Annotated in this window: 13 protein-coding genes; 9 read left to right on the forward strand and 4 right to left on the reverse strand. The window is 48.3% G+C overall.

The window, feature by feature from the left end:
• Nucleotides 1-82 precede the first annotated feature (82 nt).
• A complete protein-coding gene (locus LHUE1_RS07785) occupies nucleotides 83-415 on the reverse strand; it encodes a helix-turn-helix domain-containing protein (RefSeq protein ID WP_049172197.1) in 333 nt (110 codons plus the stop codon).
• Nucleotides 416-897: 482 nt separating this feature from the next.
• Between LHUE1_RS07785 and LHUE1_RS07790 the strand changes: the two genes are divergently transcribed.
• The 3 genes from LHUE1_RS07790 to LHUE1_RS07800 all read left to right on the forward strand — a co-directional run bounded on the left by LHUE1_RS07790 (nucleotide 898) and on the right by LHUE1_RS07800 (nucleotide 4,797).
• Complete coding sequence (locus LHUE1_RS07790) at nucleotides 898-2,241, forward strand: glutamine synthetase family protein (protein ID WP_217774601.1); 1,344 nt, start codon at nucleotides 898-900, stop codon at nucleotides 2,239-2,241.
• Nucleotides 2,242-2,311: 70 nt separating this feature from the next.
• Nucleotides 2,312-3,439 (forward strand): amidohydrolase family protein, encoded by a 1,128-nt coding sequence (locus LHUE1_RS07795; protein WP_049172193.1) that lies wholly within the window; start codon nucleotides 2,312-2,314, stop codon nucleotides 3,437-3,439.
• Nucleotides 3,440-3,441: 2 nt separating this feature from the next.
• Nucleotides 3,442-4,797: an APC family permease gene (locus tag LHUE1_RS07800; RefSeq protein ID WP_277848214.1), complete on the forward strand. Its 1,356-nt coding sequence runs from the start codon at nucleotides 3,442-3,444 to the stop codon at nucleotides 4,795-4,797.
• A 59-nt stretch (nucleotides 4,798-4,856) separates the two neighbouring features.
• Here LHUE1_RS07800 and LHUE1_RS07805 read toward each other — a convergent pair whose 3' ends face one another.
• Complete coding sequence (locus tag LHUE1_RS07805; protein WP_049172191.1) at nucleotides 4,857-5,297, reverse strand: MerR family transcriptional regulator; 441 nt, start codon at nucleotides 5,295-5,297, stop codon at nucleotides 4,857-4,859.
• A 206-nt stretch (nucleotides 5,298-5,503) separates the two neighbouring features.
• Between LHUE1_RS07805 and LHUE1_RS07810 the strand changes: the two genes are divergently transcribed.
• Nucleotides 5,504-6,370 carry an aldo/keto reductase gene (locus LHUE1_RS07810; RefSeq protein ID WP_049172189.1) on the forward strand — a complete coding sequence of 289 codons (867 nt, stop codon included), beginning with the start codon at nucleotides 5,504-5,506 and terminating at the stop codon, nucleotides 6,368-6,370.
• On the opposite strand, the gene LHUE1_RS07815 is transcribed toward LHUE1_RS07810, so the two are convergent.
• Nucleotides 6,367-7,389 carry a zinc-binding alcohol dehydrogenase family protein gene (locus tag LHUE1_RS07815; RefSeq protein ID WP_049172188.1) on the reverse strand — a complete coding sequence of 341 codons (1,023 nt, stop codon included), beginning with the start codon at nucleotides 7,387-7,389 and terminating at the stop codon, nucleotides 6,367-6,369. The two genes, LHUE1_RS07810 and LHUE1_RS07815, sit on opposite strands and share 4 nt — an antisense overlap.
• Nucleotides 7,390-7,511: 122 nt before the next feature.
• Between LHUE1_RS07815 and LHUE1_RS07820 the strand changes: the two genes are divergently transcribed.
• A complete protein-coding gene (locus tag LHUE1_RS07820; protein ID WP_049172186.1) occupies nucleotides 7,512-7,856 on the forward strand; it encodes a winged helix-turn-helix transcriptional regulator in 345 nt (114 codons plus the stop codon).
• A gap of 90 nt (nucleotides 7,857-7,946) precedes the next feature.
• On the opposite strand, the gene LHUE1_RS07825 is transcribed toward LHUE1_RS07820, so the two are convergent.
• The gene (locus tag LHUE1_RS07825; RefSeq protein WP_049172184.1) at nucleotides 7,947-8,696 is read right to left on the reverse strand and encodes a sulfite exporter TauE/SafE family protein; all 750 of its coding nucleotides are present in this window, start codon (nucleotides 8,694-8,696) and stop codon (nucleotides 7,947-7,949) included.
• 258 nt (nucleotides 8,697-8,954) lie between these two features.
• On the opposite strand from LHUE1_RS07825, the gene LHUE1_RS07830 reads away from it, so the two are divergent.
• From LHUE1_RS07830 to LHUE1_RS07845, 4 genes are all read left to right on the forward strand, one after another.
• Entirely contained in the window at nucleotides 8,955-9,689 is a 735-nt protein-coding gene (locus LHUE1_RS07830) for an ABC transporter ATP-binding protein (RefSeq protein ID WP_049172182.1), read from the forward strand.
• Nucleotides 9,682-11,298, forward strand: coding sequence for a hypothetical protein (locus LHUE1_RS07835; RefSeq protein ID WP_049172181.1), 1,617 nt, complete (start codon nucleotides 9,682-9,684; stop codon nucleotides 11,296-11,298). Before LHUE1_RS07830 ends, LHUE1_RS07835 begins: the two co-directional genes overlap by 8 nt.
• Nucleotides 11,299-12,496: 1,198 nt before the next feature.
• Nucleotides 12,497-15,031, forward strand: a complete 2,535-nt coding sequence (locus LHUE1_RS07840; protein ID WP_217774600.1) for a M1 family metallopeptidase — start codon at nucleotides 12,497-12,499, stop codon at nucleotides 15,029-15,031.
• A 437-nt stretch (nucleotides 15,032-15,468) separates the two neighbouring features.
• Entirely contained in the window at nucleotides 15,469-16,716 is a 1,248-nt protein-coding gene (locus LHUE1_RS07845; protein ID WP_049170424.1) for an IS110 family RNA-guided transposase, read from the forward strand.
• The last annotated feature ends 282 nt before the right edge of the window (nucleotides 16,717-16,998 follow it).

Below are 16,998 nucleotides of genomic sequence, written 5' to 3' on the forward strand. Positions count from 1 at the left end.
CTCTTTTCTTGTATTTGAGAGTTTTAGTTGCCTACGTTGTGAATTATAAGTGCTAAACAAGCTTTGCGTAAGTGACAATTCGTCACCTTGTAAGATCATCTAAATTCACATCCAGTATTTCTGCAAGATCAATAAACACAGCAGTATTAGGCAAACGAGAGCCGGACTCGTAGTGGGTAATTGCGGTACGGTCAATTTTGAGTCGCTCTGCGAGTTCTGCTTGTGTCATTTTCCGCTTTATACGATACTTTTTTAGATTGTGCGGAATACGCTCAATCCCGCCACCCTTAATTAATAGCAACGCCAATTCATTAAGCGAGTTACTATTGAGCCAAGTTTCGCCAGTTTTCCTCAAAAAACTTTCTTTGCGTTTGGAAGTCAAAAACATTTTGTTTTTTAGTTGTCTTTTGTTCAAATAAATTTCCTCTTCGACGGTTAGGCGATAAGCAGTGGTGTAGTTGATTTTAAAATTCCAGTAAAACAACGAGTTGTACAAGGCTGTGGTCAAAAAGTCTTCTGAAGAATCTTCAGACGTGGTTGATAGCGTCAAAATCGGATGGGTACTCGATTCAAATTTAGTAAATCATAAATTGGCTTTTATGACCAGCACGACAAAAACTAGGATTAGTGGCACCCAACTCCAAAAACAGTTTTCAGAAAATCTTTTCTTTTAGCTAGAATCATGTAAGATTGAAGCCGAGTAGCATTGACGAAACGGTTGTTGTTTAATGAAGCTATCTGGTGCGAGGTAAGGGCACCATAACGCGTTCACCGGCGCAGAAACCTACATGTAAGGACCTTGGTCGCAATGGCCTAAACCCTGGCTATCACGCCCAAGGCCGCTTACACTTCGGTTTCTAACCGCGCCGGTTCACGCTCAAACAAGGAGGAACCGGAATGGACGATGAAGCCGTTATTGAGCAGCTCACGGAGAAGCAGACCGAGCTGATTGAGTTTTTGTATGTGGACTATAACGGACTGACGCGGGGAAAGGTGATTCCGCTGGCTAGCCTGAAAGCCAAGCTGGCTGACGGGATCGGCTTGACCAAAGCAACGCTAAATGTCAGTGAGCGCGACACCATTTTGCCGGTCGCCGACATGACACCGATTGGGGAATTGCGGTTGATCGGGGACGCTGCTTCGGCGCATGTGTTGCCTTATATGCCACAAGTGGCAACCTTGATGGGCGATATTTATAATCTTGATAAAACCCCTTATGCTTCCGATCCGCGCACCATTTTAAAACGGGTGGTCAAGCAGTTGGCTGACGCAGGCTTCACCGTGAAAATGGCTTATGAAAACGAGTTCGAATTGTTCACTGGGGATAAGGATCATCGCGAACCGGCCATGCCGCGAGTTGCCTTTTCAACGGAGTCCATGGATTTTGCTTATCCGTTCATTCTTAAAACGATCAATCAACTGCAGCAGGTCGGGATTATGCCGAATGCCTATTATCCGGAAGGCGGCATTGGCCAGCATGAATTGAGCATGTTGCCGCAGGATCCAGTGACCGCGGCAGACAATGAAGTGATTTACAAACGGATCATTAAAAACACCGCCAAAGATTTTGATTTGTATGCCTCTTTTGCGCCGAAGCCCCTTGTCGATTCGGCTGGCTCCGGCGCGCATATTCATTTATCGTTGTGGCGCGGACAAGAAGATGCCTTTTTCGATGCGGACGCGCCGATGCAGCTGTCCAAGACCGGTCAGTATTTTGTCGGTGGCGTATTGAAACATATTCAAGGCTTGCTGGCGCTGACCTGTCCATCGGCTAATTCCTATCAGCGGCTGGCTCCGGGGCATTGGAGCAGCGCTTATGCGACCTATGGCAAGGACAATCGCGAGGCGGCGGTGCGGATTCCGTCGACGGCGTGGGGCGATCCGGCTAGTTCGATGAACATTGAGCTGAAAGCGAGCGATGCGACGGCAAATCCGTATTTGGCATTTGCCGGCTTGCTGGCGGCGGGGCTGGATGGCATTCAGCACCAGACGCAACCGGGTGATTATTGTGATGTGGATCCGGCAACGTTAAGCGAAGCCCAACGCAATGAGATGGGGATTCACCGTCTGCCGCAGTCATTGAACCAGGCGGTCGACGCGTTCGTGACTGATTCGCTTTTCCACGACGTGTTCGGGCCGCAACTGATCGATGCTTACGCCAAAATCAAGCGTGAAGACGATCAATATTATTCGAAGTTAGCATTAGAGAAAATTGCGGCATTGCACCGCGAGCTATATTGAATTGCAAGTTGAAGAACTAATTTCGGCCATCATCATGAATGGTGACCGCTGTGCATGAGGAGGAAACATTTTGGACGACCTAACGGAGTTTGTCGACCAAGTCCCATTGTTGGACCATCACTGTCATTTCTTAATTAACGGGAAAGTGCCGAATCGCGACGAACGGTTGGCGCAGGTGTCGACAGAGGCGGACAATGATTATCCGCTCGCCGACACCAAAAACCGCTTGGCCTATCACGGCTTTTTAGCTGTAGCCAAGCAATTTGCCCTCGATGCCAAGCACCCGCTGGCGGCGATGAATGATCCGGGTTATGCCACTTATAATCAGCGCATTTTCGGCCACTATCGCTTTAAAAAATTGCTGATTGATACCGGATTTGTGCCGGATGACGCGATTCTCGACTTAGATGAAACTGCTAAGCTAACCGGTGTGCCGGTGAAGGCAATTTATCGTCTAGAAACGCATGCTGAAACGTTCATGCTGAAATCAGACAATTTTGCGGCTTGGTGGCAGGCTTTTAGTCAGGACATTCAACAGGCGAAGGCACATGGCTATGTCGGCTTCAAATCAATTGCGGCTTACCGCGTGGGGTTGCACATTGAACCGGTTAATCTCATGGAAGCGGCTGCCGGGTTTGATACCTGGAAGAACTCCGGGGTCAAACGGTTAACGTCCAAGCCACTCATCGATTACATCCTGTACCATGCAGCGCCGTTGATCATGGCGCAGGATCTGCCGCTGCAATTTCACGTTGGCTATGGCGACGCGGACACGGATATGTATCTGGGTAATCCGTTACTGATGCGTGATTTCCTGAATGCCTTTGCCAAAAAGGGACTCAAAGTGGTTTTACTGCATTGCTATCCATATCATCGCGAAGCCGGCTATTTAGCTAGCGTCTTTCCGAACGTCTATTTTGACATTTCGTTGCTGGACAATCTCGGCCCCAGCGGCGTACAGCGGGTTTTTGATGAAGCGGTCGAACTGGCGCCGTACACACGGTTGCTGTTTGCCTCCGATGCCAGCACGTATCCGGAAATGTATGGGTTAGCGGCGCAACAATTCAAACAGGCACTGATCGGGCATTTTGCCTCCCTGCCATTTGTCGATCTGGCGCAGAAAAAAGCTTGGATCAACGCGATTTGCTGGCAGACAGCGGCCAAGCTTTACCACCAAGAAGAGGAGTTTGTGAATTAGTTATGGAAAAACGCAAAAAATTAACCTTGCTTGAGGTCTTCGGACTCTCAATTGCGATGGTGGCGCCAACCGGGGCGATGTCGTTTAACACGGCAAGTGCCGCCGCCAATGCCGGCATCAACATGCCAATCGCTTTTTTGCTTGGCGGCATCGGCGTCTTGTTTGTGGCGATTTCGTTCGCGGAACTGGGCAAGCGGATTCCCGGCGATGGCTCGGCTTATGCGTATAATGCCAAAGCACTTGGCGAAAAGGCCGGCTTCATTTCCGGCTGGTTATTGGTGTTGACGTACGTGACGTTTGTGTTTAGTTCCGGCGCCATTGTCGGCAACTTTGCCAATGTCTTTCTCAGTCATTTAGGCGTACATCTACCGGTGAATCTCTACAACATTTTGGTTTTGTTGCTTGGCGGCTGGCTGAGTCATAAAGGCATTGAATTTTCGACGCGCTTGACGCTGGTCCTTGAATTGCTGGCGGTATTGGTTTTGAGTGTGCTGACGGTTGTGATTATTTTTTCCGGCGGTCGCAGTGGTAACTCGGTGCAGCCGTTGATTCCGCAACCGCATATGGCGACCGGTTTGGGGATGGGCATGGTGTTTGCGCTGATGTCCTTTGCCGGATTTGAAGGCTCGGCAACGATTGCGCCGCGCGCCACGAATCCGCGTAAAGCGATTAGTATTGCCTTGCTGGGGGCCGTGAGCTTTGCGGCGATTTTCTATTTTCTTGTCAGTTACGCTGAAGTGATTGGCTTCGGCTCCGCGCACATTGGCGATCTTGCAAAAAGTACGGCACCCATGAACTTCCTGGCGACCCATTATCTGGGGACCAATGCCGCCATCTTCATGGACTTCGCGGCGATGGTCAGCTATTTTGCCTGCTATTTCGGAGCGCTTAATGCCGGCGCGTTCATGTTGGAGGCGTTAGGTAAAAGCGGTTATCTGCATCCGTGGCTGGCGGTAGAAAGCGGAGACAAGCAGACGCCGACGCATGCGCTTGACAGCATTACCGGACTCGCGTTGATTGTGTATGTTATTTTCGCGATCGGTTTGGGTGTGAGTGCCAGCGATATGTATAACTGGTTTGGCACGATCGGGATGCTAGGGCTGCTGACGGTTTACGTGTTGGTGAATATTGGCGCGATCGTTTACTTCCGCAAAGACAAAGGCCGGTCGATGTTCAAACATGTGTTGGCGCCGGTGATCGGGATTCTCGTACTCATTTATCCGATTTACACGAGTCTCTGGCCGATTCCGGCATTTCCAATGAACACGTTTCCTTACATCGCCATCGTCTGGTTCCTGATTGGGCTATGGGTCGCGACTAAGCGGCGAAAAGTTGAAACGCGGTTGGAAGATTTTTGATTTGTTTGGAATTTTGACGAAAAAAGTGCGCTTGACATGTTGAGATGTCAGCGCATTTTTTAATCTCGCTGTTCTTGCTCAGTTGCCACAGCTTTAACATGAGCAGTGCCGGTTTTGACGTACTTTTCAGTACCGTCTGCAACGGCTTGGCGATAATAGTGTTGCTTGTATTCAATCGTGTTCAGCGTTTGTTCCAGTTGCTTCATCTGGTTTTCGACCGCGGTGTGGAGCTGATTAAAGAAGTCCAGCCGCTTGGTGAGGGTGGCGTCGCCTTCGAGATTCCACTGCATAAACGTGCGGATATCCTTAATCGACATACCCGCCGTTTTAAGGCAATTGATCATTTCCAGTGCGCCAAGATTCTGGTCGGTAAAACACCGCACACCTGCTTGATCTTTTTGCAGGTCAGGGATGAGTCCTTCCTTATCATAGTAACGAATAGTCGGAACGGACAGATGGGTGATCGCGGCAACTTCGCCGATGGTGTATGAAACTGACATGACAGCCTCCATTATTGTTTGTGCGGCAGCGCACATGTTGCAAAAAGAATTGACTTGCCCTAAAGTCGACTTTAGGGGATAAAGTGAGTGTAGCACGTAAGCCGACAGATGCAAAATTGCGTTCATCGGTGTTTTTTACGCCCTTATCGGCGAAAAAAATGCCGTTATGGCTTGTTCAGCAATCTTTTAAAAGGAGCGAGGCTATCTTGTTAGAAGAGACATATACGTTAACGAATGGGGTCAAAATTCCCAAAATCGGCTTTGGCACCTGGATGATTGATTCGGATGATGCAGCGGCAAAGGCCGTTCATGAAGCAATTGATGTCGGGTACCGTCACATTGATACGGCAGAAGCTTACGACAATGAGGCCGGGGTTGGCGAAGGTGTGCGGGCATCCGGTGTGGCGCGTGAAAATATTTTCGTCAACACCAAGCTCGCGGCCGAGATCAAGGACCACGACACGGCCGTCAAAGCTATCGACGGCTCGCTTGAGAAGCTTGATCTGGAATATGCGGACATGATGATCATCCATGCACCGAAGCCATGGGCCAAATATGATGAACCGGAGCGGTACTTCGAGGGGAATCTGGAAGCCTGGCGGGCATTGGAAGAAGCCTATAAAGCCGGCAAATTGCGCGCCATCGGAGTTTCTAATTTTGATCCCACCGATCTCAAGAACCTACTGGATCATGCTGAAATTGCCCCAATGGTTGATCAGGTTTTAGCGCACATTACCCAGACACCGTTCAAAACGATTGACTTTGCGCAAGAGCATCAGATATTGGTCGAGGCTTATTCACCGTTTGGCCATGGCGAGATGTTCAAGAATAAGGACATCCAGAAAATGGCAGCTAAGTATCAAGTCTCCGTTGCGCAGTTGGGCATGCGCTATCTGCTGCAGCTGGGCTTACTGCCGCTGCCAAAAACCGTTAACCCTGACCACATGAAGGCTAATGCGGAGGTTGATTTTACCATCAGCGACGATGATATGGCGATGCTGAAGCAGATGAAGCCGCTAACCAACTATGGCAAATATCAGTCATTCCCAGTTTACAGTGATCGATTGAGCTAAGCCCACGGACCGGCAACAACGACCTTGCCAATCATGTGACCGGATTCGACCAGTGCATGCGCCTTCCTCAAGTTGGCAGCATTCAACGGCTGTAGTGTCTTAGTTAAGGTGCATTGAATCGTGCCGTCATTGAGTAAGCTGGCAACTTTGTCGAGAATGATCCCTTGGGAAGCGAGATCATAACCATACCAAGACTTCGAAAACATCCACTCCCAGGCAAACGTGGCCCGCTTTTTGGTCAACTTTTGTAAGTCAATACCGCGCCGATTTTCCGTAATGGCGGCAACCCACCCGTCAGGACGAATCATGGTGGCGATTTCGTTCCAATGTTCGTCTAGATGCGAGAGGTTAAGGATGTAGTCAACATTTTTGAAGCCGGCTGCTTTTAACTGTGGCGGTAATGGCTGACGGTGATTCAAAACGTGATCGGCGCCATGTTCTAGTACCCATTTTTGTGACTCCGGGCGCGAGGCAGTGGCGAGTACCTGCAGGCCAGCGAGGTCGGCAAGTTGCGTCGCCATTGAGCCAACCCCGCCTGAGCCGTTAATGATCAAAATGCTACGCTTCCGATTTGCCTCTTTGTGGTCAAATGGGATGTGTAGTTTTTCGAACAACGCTTCCCATGCGGTGAGACTGGTCAATGGCATGGCGGCAGCTTGGGCATCGGTGAGCTTAGCCGGAGCGTGACCGACAATCCGCTCGTCAATCAATTGATATTCGGCGTCACTGCCGGAACGTTTGTAGCTGCCAGCATAGAATACCCGATCGCCTACGTGGAACCGGGTAACGTCATGGCCCACAGCGGTCACAATCCCCACGGCATCCCAACCAATGATCTTCGGCTGGGCAAGGCGTGCATGACCTGCGCCACGCGTTCCGGTATCGACCGGATTCACCGAAACTGCCCGGACATTCACTAATAAGTCGTGGCCTTCAGGTGTTGGTGTCGGTAACGTCAAATCTTCTAAACTATTTTTCTGTTCAATCGGTAAATGCTGCGTAAATCCAATGGCTTTCATCAAAATGGCTTCCTTTCGTTTGCTTTCTTAACCTTTCACCTTGTATGTTAGCCAGCATGCACTAACATAGTAAGTGAGCAAATTGTAAGTAACTTGTAGGAAAGCAACGAGGGGGCCTTGTGATGGATCGTGAACTTTATAATTGTGCTGCAGGATGCCCGGTTCAAAATACAGTTGATCTGATTTCGGGAAAATGGAAGAGTGTGATTCTCTATCATCTTTTTAAAGGAGATGCCACCCGCTTCAGCACGCTGAACAAGGCCATTCCTTCAGTGACCCAGCGCATGTTGGCGTTACAATTGGCGCAACTTGAAGGTGATGGGATTATTTACAAGAAAGTCGGCGATGAAGATGGTCGCGCCACGGAATATGGCTTAACCAAGTTAGGCCAAACATTGGCGCCGGTGATCGACGCCATGGCAGCCTGGGGTAAGTTTTATCAGACGCAGCAGCCTGCGCTGGCATGAACGGTGACGATATATTTTCTTTTATTCATCAACCAGTTAAGCAAAAAGGCATCGTCGAAAATTCGGCGATGCCTTTTTGGATCTTTTGCATTAAAGATAAGCCTGATAAAACAAGACAACCGCAAGCCCGATTGCGAAGATCCCAACCGCCGTTTTGATCACGTGCGATGGAATCAAGCGGACAATCATTGGACCGAGAAAGCCGCCTGCGAACAAGCCGATGCAGACCGGAATTAGAACCCACCAGGCAATCGGCATCGAGAAGATGAACATGATTGACGTGACCGTGTTGTTCACAAGCGATGCGAGGTTACGCATGGCGTTGTAAGTTGCATACGGGCCGGCGACGATGCGCGAGAGCACCGCGATCATCAACAGTCCGGCACCGGCGCCAAAATAACCGATATATAACCCAACAAGCATAATCAGCGCATAACCGAATCCTTGTGCAAGTTTGCGATGGGTAGCCTGATCGGGATCTTTTTTCGGCGTCAGGATCATGACCCCGGCCAGGAAAATAATAAACGGAACGACTCTTTTGAAGCTGGCATTGGAACTGTGAATTAAGATAAGCGCTCCTAAAACGCCGCCAAGGGCATTAAGTAATGTGATGAGTAGCGCTTGGTGCCAGTGGCCTTTTAATTCCCGCCGCGATGAAAGGACCGACGAAGATCCGCTAAACAAAAGACCGATTGTGTTGGTTGCATTGGCCGTAATCGGGGAAATCCCGACCGACAGCAGCATCGGGTAAAGCGTGAGTGCCGCCATTCCCACCGTGCCATTGAGGATGCCGGCAATCAGGCTCATACCGAGTAAATACAAGATTGTTTCGAGCGTCATAAGCTCGCCTCATTTGATTTGTTTTTCGGGGTAAATCTGTTTTCTTTTAGTATTTTACACCCAATATCATCTTATCAAGCTTAGCATTTGCGGATACTGTTGTCGCTTTTGAACGTTGTGAATCTGCAGACTGATTGGTTTTCTTTTGTCGGTGAAAACAGTTATTTATCGGCTAGTGTCAGGAGTCTTGTCAATGGTATGGCTGAAAATAATTTGCTATACTCAAGAAAAAATTCGGGTGATACTGGAGGTGGCGACGTGAAAAAGCTTGAAATTGCCCATTTGGATAAGGCCTTTGATCAGCAGGTTTTATTTAAAGACGCCAATTATACGTTTCAACAAGGTAAGATCTATGGCTTGCTGGGGCGCAATGGTTCTGGTAAGTCGACGTTGTTCAACATGATTGTCCGTAACCTGCCGATTGATAGCGGCACGATTGCGGTTGATTCGGATGATGGCCAAGGGCTGATCACAAATTACTCGGATACGGCAGTTGGTATGGTCTACACCCAGCCACATTTGCCGGCATTCATGACCGGCGTTGAATTCGTTGACTACTTTATCGCGATTAACCGCGAACGGCTGGAACGGATGCATACAACGGTCAAAGCGGCGGACTTTTTTGATATGGCTGGGCTGGGTAAGGCAGATACCAATAAGTTGTTGCGCGACTATTCGGAGGGGATGCGCAATAAGCTGCAAATTGTGGTGTCGTTGATGCTGAAGCCGCCGGTGCTGTTACTCGACGAACCGCTGACAACCGTCGATGTGGTGGCGGCGCATGAGATGCAGCAAATGATCGTTGCGATGAAGGCCGACTCGGTAGTTGTCTTTTCCACGCACATTATGCAGCTGGCGCAGGCCATCTGTGACGCGGTGGTGCTGTTGCATCAGCAGCAACTCACTGAATTGACGGGACTGGATATTCACAGTCAGGCATTTGAAGACGCCGTGATTGCGCGATTAAGTGACGAGGTGCAGGCAGATGCGTGATGCATGGCGATATTACTGGTTTCAAGCGCAAACCGATGCGACTACCGGGGTGAATGGGATCATTTACTTTCTACGGCGGATCCCGTTTTTAGGAAAAAAGATTCCGACTAAGTGGTATCGAACCGGGGCTTTGAAAAGTCTTTTGGCCATTTTGTTAAATTTCATGATGCTGCTGACCAAGCCGGTGATAACCCTCTTGATGATGGGCTTGGCGTTCCTGGTCGGCAATGCTTACAACGATTTCATTCATCCGCTCCCATCCGACTTCACCTTGCGAATCATGGTTGCCGCGGTGGTTTATTCGCTGGGATGTCTCATGCTTCGTGGACTGATTTTTCGATATGCAGCGATTAATATCAAAACGATTAAGCTTGGCGAGTACTTTTCGTTGGATCGGGTTGCGTTAGTTCGGGGTACTTTGTTGATCAATCAGATCATTGTGGTTGTGATTGGCCCGTTTCTGCCGCTTTTTATTCTGGCACTTATCACCCGTAATCTATGGTTGTTGCTGGTTGGGCTGGAAATGGCCATCTTTAGTTGGCATTGGCAGGCGTTTCTGCCGCGCTTGGCGTGGTCACACCGGCAACTGGGCTTAATGGCACAGATCATTTACTGGGTGAGCCTGTGGGGTGTGGTTGCCGGCGTGATGATAACCGGCCAACTCGCGGCATTTGTTAACGGTGTTTTCTCACCTTTAGGATTCATTATCGGCTTGTTCGCTTTGCTGGCGATGGCATGGTATATTCACCGCTTTTCTGATGATATTCCGTTTTTGATGGCATCCATTCAGCAGGCGACCATTACTTTGAACATGGTAACGTCTTCCCGGGATCAGCAGTTTTTGGCCGCTGGTAAGGCGATGCAGAAAAAGTTGACGCTGGACACCAAAGTAACGGTCAAGCCAACCAGCCGATCCGGTAGTAACTATCTGAATGCCTTATTATTTGTCCGTTATCGCCAGCAATTATGGAAAAAGTTGCGGACGCGGCTGTTATGGATTGGCAGCATTGGCGTTGGAATTTTAGTACTCATCAAACTTTTCGCCGTTCATTCGGTCGGCGATTTGACGTCGATTTATGGTGGCTTGTTCTTCGCAATGTACCTGTCATCACTCGGCGCCCCGATCGTTCAACTCTTATTTGTTAACTGCGACTCGGCCATGTTGTACTATCCGTTTTATCGGCAACCGAAAACCATTTTGGCCGGGTTCTTCTACAGATTCTGGCGGATTGTCCGGTACAACGCAGTCACAGGCGGGCTGATTTTTCTGTTTATTTTTGCGCTGCAATTCGTTTCATCGGTACCGGATGCGGTGAACTTTTATTTGGTGTTACTGCTGGAAGTTTGCGGCATGGTGCTGTTCTTTTCTTTTCACGACTTGTTTATCTACTATTTAATCCAGCCGTTTACGGACGACATGTCGGTCGTTTCACCGCTGTATCGGTTCTTGTACTGGGGGATGTACTGGGTGGCGTGGGTTTTCACCCAAGTGCAATTTTCCGGCTATGCATATGCCATTTTGATTGGTGTGGTGACGCTGATTTATGTGGCAATCGGCACCGCGGTGATTTATCGGGTGGCGCCGAAGACTTTCCGGATTCGGTATTGAGGTTTATCTTGTGGTGGCAAATGGTGGCGTGTTGCTAGTGGGAGTGAAGCTTTCGACAAAATCCGCTGAAAAATAATAAAAAGGCCAACCACTTCATTCGGAAAAAGGTGGTTGGCCTTAATAGTAGTTTGGGCTGACCGTTCGTGCAATTCCAAATTTCTGGTATACGGTACATTGGAATTTAGAAAAGCACCACGATCTTGAGAAATAGAAGGATTGCAAAGATGAACGCTGCTAGCATCACGACTAAAAAAATGAGTGAGGCCGGTCTTTTGACTTTTAGTTTGAAATAATCATAAACCAAATAGCTCAAAAAGCTGATCGGCACAACGGTAGAAGAAAACACGGTGAGGGGCAGAGGCAAACCAGAAAACAATGAATCCAGCGTGAAGTATCCGGCGATCCAAAAAGTTAAAAAAGTAAGGAAGTGCTTGTAACGTTTTTTAAAGACGTCCTCGTTATTCATTTGAATCACCCCGCTGTTTTAAATCCTACATGTCAGCAATGTTGCGATACGGTCGGATTTATCATAGCTTGACGATTTTAAGAAACACAAGTAGTACCAAAAGGAGACCCAGTACCGCAAAGATCAAAAGGCTCAGTTTTGCTGGTCGTTTGACTTTTAGTTTGAAATATTCGTAGATCAAATATCCCATAATGAATAATGGGATGATTACCACGACAATTATATTGAGGATTAGTGGTTTATCGGTGAGTTCAAACCCGTTTAAGAGTAAATATCCGGTGTTCCAAAAAATATAAAATCTTAAATCGCGTTTGTAGCGCTTTTGGAATACGTCATCGTTATTCATTTGAATCACCCCGCGAAAGTAGGTGCTTGTCAAAGGTTGTTAGGCGAAAAGTTGCTTATACGATCGCTTTGTATTCGGTTACATTATAGAGCCGATATTGTTATTTGGTCAACAATTGGTTTTGTGACTTCAATTCCCATCAGGACAAGAAAACTACAAGTTTCAAAATAAGAGGTATATGTTATCTACGAGCTGGAAATCTCGTTATTTTAAATTGGCTCATTGTGGTCGCATTCAAACTGATAGGTGACGTCCTGTTCAATGAAAAACGATGCGCTAAAACGGTGACATGTACCACAGGCTTTGGTTAAACCGGACTTTTCACTGATTAGATTCCTACACTTGGCGTATAATGAGCGTAATCTAACAATTTGAGGAGGAAAGTCATGAGCGAAGCAGCACATTTCTATGAAACTTTTCAACCGTCGCATTATGATCTCTATTTGGATATTAACCGGGAGGCCAAGACCATTAGCGGCAAGACTTCGATTATCGGTGAAGCGAAGCAGCCGAACATTGCGGTCCATCAAAAGTATTTGAAGGTTGAATCCGTTGAGGCGAACAACCAAGCAGTCCCGTTTACAACCGATGATCCTGCCGAGGCCGTGCGGATCACGTTGCCAAAAGCAGGCGATGTGAAGTTGACGATTACCTACACGGCGCCGTTGACGGATACCATGATGGGCATTTACCCGTCTTACTACGAAGTGGACGGCGTCAAGAAGCAAATCATCGGGACCCAGTTTGAAACCACGGCGGCGCGGCAGGCTTTTCCGAGTGTTGATGAACCTGAAGCCAAAGCAACATTTGATTTGGCGATTAAGTTTGATGAACGTCCGGGCGAGACGGTGATTAGTAATATGCCGGAAGTGCGTGAAATCAATGGCGTTCATTATTTTGATACCACGGTGCGGATGTCGACCTATCTGATTGCGTTTGCGTTTGGCGAGTTGCAAAGTAAGCAGACCACGACGAAGAGCGGCGTTAAAATCGGCGTTTTTGCCACGAAAGCGCACAAGCCTAACGAACTGGACTTTGCGTTAGATATTGCCAAGCGTTCGATTGAATTTTACGAAGACTTTTACCAGACGCCTTATCCGTTACCGCACTCTTGGCAGCTGGCATTGCCGGACTTTTCTGCCGGTGCCATGGAGAACTGGGGCCTGGTGACGTATCGGGAAGCGCTGCTGACGATCGATCCGGACAACACGTCGCTGGAGACCAAAGAGCGCGTTGCCACGGTCATTGCTCATGAGTTAGCGCATCAATGGTTCGGTGACCTTGTAACCATGAAGTGGTGGGACGATCTCTGGTTGAACGAAAGCTTCGCCAACATGATGGAATATGTTGCAGTGGACGCGTTGCAACCGGATTGGCACATCTGGGAAGCTTTCCAAACGCTGGAAGTCCCGATGGCGTTGCAGCGTGATGCCACGGATGGTGTGCAGTCGGTTCATGTGCAGGTTGAAGATCCGGCTGAAATCGATTCGCTTTTCGACAGCGCGATTGTTTACGCAAAAGGGGCACGGATGCTGGTGATGGTTCGTGCGTTAATTGGCGACGATGCCTTGCGCGCCGGTTTGAAGGCTTACTTTGAAGCCCACAAGTTTGGTAATGCCGCGGGCGCCGATTTGTGGGCAGCATTGGGTCAGGCTTCCCATCTTGACGTTGGTAAAATCATGCAGTCGTGGCTGGAACAGCCGGGTTATCCGGTTGTAACTGCCGCGGTGGTGGATGGCAAGCTGACCCTGTCGCAACAACAGTTCTTCATCGGTGCAGGCAAAGACGTCGGCCGTCAATGGCAGATTCCGTTGAACAGTAACTATGCAGTCGCACCACAGATTTTTGCTGATAAGCAAGCGACATTGGGCGACTATGCACAGTTGCGTCAAGATAGCGGCGAGCCATTCCGGGTTAACGTAGGCAACAACTCCCATTTCATCGTGCAATATGATCAAACGCTGTTAACTGATATTCTGGATCACCTTGACCAGCTGAATGCGATTGATCAGCGTCAGATCCTGCAAGATTTGCGGCTGTTGGCAGAAGGACGGCAAAATTCATACGCTAATATTGTGCCGTTGTTACCGCGTTTTGCCGAAAGTCACAGCGCGATTGTCATCAATGCCTTGTATCGGGTTGCCAATGATTTGAAGCAATTTGTGACACCTGATTCCTCAGATGAAGCCCAGCTGAAAGCATTCTTCGATCAGCTCAGCGCAGGCCAATTTAAGCGTCTCGGCTGGTTGCCTAAGCCAAACGAAACCAATGATGATCAGTTGACGCGGCCATATGTGCTAAGCATGGCACTTTATGCTAAAAACGCTACGGCTATTGCGCAAGGTCACGACCTTTTCACGGCTAACAAGGATAAATTGTTGCAGTTGCCAGCAGACGTGCGGATGTTTGTGCTGCAAAACGAAGTGAAAAACTTTGGCAGCGCCGCCTTGTTCGATCAGTTGTTGACGGCCTACAAGCAGACCACGGATTCAAGTTATAAGGCAGACATTCTCGCTGCCTTAACCAGTACGCCGGATAAGGCCTTGATCGGGAAAATTGTTGATCAGTTCGAAAATGCCGATACAATCAAGCCTCAGGATTTACGCTCATGGTTCCGCGGCGTATTGAACAACCATGTCGGCGAACAAGCTGCATGGGACTGGATTCGCAAAGAATGGTCATGGCTGGAAAAGACGGTCGGCGGCGACATGGAATTTACCACCTATATCACCGTAATTGCCGGCATCTTCCGAACCGCAAACCGGCTTGACGAATTCAAAGCATTCTTCGAGCCTAAACTACCGACGCCAGGGTTAACTCGTGAAATCACGATGGACACCAGCGTCATCGCCAGCCGGGTTGATTTGATTCAGGCCGAGCAACAAGCAGTTAATGGGGCGGTTGCTAAGGCGGTTAAGTGAATTTAATTCGCGAATGATGACTGGAAACAACTATACACAGGATAACGTTACAATTCGCTGTTTCAGTCATAGAGACAAGTATATTTCCAAGAGGTTTTTGGAGGTGTGCTTGTTTTTTTGTTTCCGTAAAAGTGACTTGGTAGGGCGTTTAAGATAGTAGTGCCAAAGCGGAGCAATCGTAGGCCAGAGGGGGCTCAGTGGTGAAATAGACTAACTTAGTTGATAGATATTGATCAGGCCAGATCAATATCTATCACTTTTTTGTTAGAGTGAGCGTGAAGCCAACGCCGTAGATTACAACTTGGCATTTAATGCCGTGGGTGAAATTGGCGGGCTTCATTGATCCTGAGAGTCTGGTCGCAGTCTAATGGGCGCTTTGACGCCGTGTATTGAAAAGTAGATGACCAGGATCCAAAAATTTGAAGGGTGGTAATTACATGCGTATTGCAATTGGTCTGGATGTGAGTTCTAAACAGACTTCTGTTTCGGTTGTGGCGGAACCACAACGAGAAGTCGATTCTTGCACCATTACTAATGATTTACTGGGTTTTGACAAGTTGCTTAAGTTAATCCATCAATACTCAGATCAGGATACTGAACAGATCCCTGAAGTGGTCTTTGAAGCGACCGGTGTCTACTCGCGGCGACTCAAGCATTTTCTGGAGATACATGCAGTTCCCTACATGCAGCTTAATCCGCTTCAAGCCAAGCATGATTTATCAATGATCAAGGGACTTCACGGGAGAAAGACTGATCGCATGGATGCACTCGGCCTCTCACAAAGTCAGTTGATCTTGAATCGTAGTAAATCGTTTGTCGAGGATCCAGTGTACATGGCCTTGAAAGACTTAGATCGCACTTATCAAGAGGCAGTTCAGGATTTAGTGACGAACAAAAATCGCCTACATCGATACCTGCAGTTAACTTTTCCCGAGTTGGAACACGTTACAGGAACGACTGATGGTATTTTCTATTGGCGGCTTGTCCAAACATTCCCACATCCACAGATATTGTTAAAGTCTCGTCAGAACTTCGATGCTTTTGTGGAAACACTGCGGCATCTAACGCCGTACCCGACATCCGAACAACGGGCGAAATCAATTGCGGACAAGCTTGGCAAAGTAGCACTGACGGCCGCTCCAGCCGTCTCGGCAGTACCAGTTGAGTTAGAACAGGTTCAATACATTGCGGGTGAGCTAATCAGGCTCTCAGCACGGCGTAAACATTTGATTAAGGAAATGTGCTCTCTAGCTATTCCGCTACCCGAGCTAAAAATCTTTGAATCCTTACCTGGCATTGGGGTAACCTCCGCCGTAACTTTGTTAGCAGAACTTGGCGATTTAACCCGTTTCAAGAAAAGCAATCAGGTTAATGCTTACGTAGGCATTGATCTTCGTCATTATGAATCAGGTGACTATACGGCAAGCGATCATATCTCAAAGCGCGGTAATCCATACGCTCGTAAGATTCTCTATCGCGTGATCAATTGCATGGTTTCCTCTGCGGCCAGATCCAACAAACCCAACCATATCGTTGATTATTACAAAAAGAAAAAGCAATCTTCTTCGGCGGTCGGAACCAAGAAGATTGCCATTGCATCTGTTTCACGTCTCATCAGGACACTCTACAGTTTAGTTATTAACAATCAGACCTATGTCTATCGCATCGCAACTAAAGGCCGATAGGCAACATCTGATTCAACACTTATTCTAACAACCTCCGTCAAAAAATGAAATACCGAAGGCTTAGTTTAGTGTACTCAAATTTTTAGATCATGGCGTTATCGATACGCCACAAGAAAACCGCAAGAACACTGAAAAACCTAATGAATGAGACTTGACTTCTGGTAGAAAATTGTACTAGTCGGGCGGTCTTCCCGGCGTAGTACAAGGCCGATCTTTGAGACTCTGCGGGTTTTGCAGAGGCTCAAAGTCGCGCCCACCACGTTCCAGCCCCCTCTGGCCGGA

The organism is Lacticaseibacillus huelsenbergensis, assembly GCF_029726355.1.
Classification (GTDB): Bacteria; Bacillota; Bacilli; order Lactobacillales; family Lactobacillaceae; genus Lacticaseibacillus; species Lacticaseibacillus casei.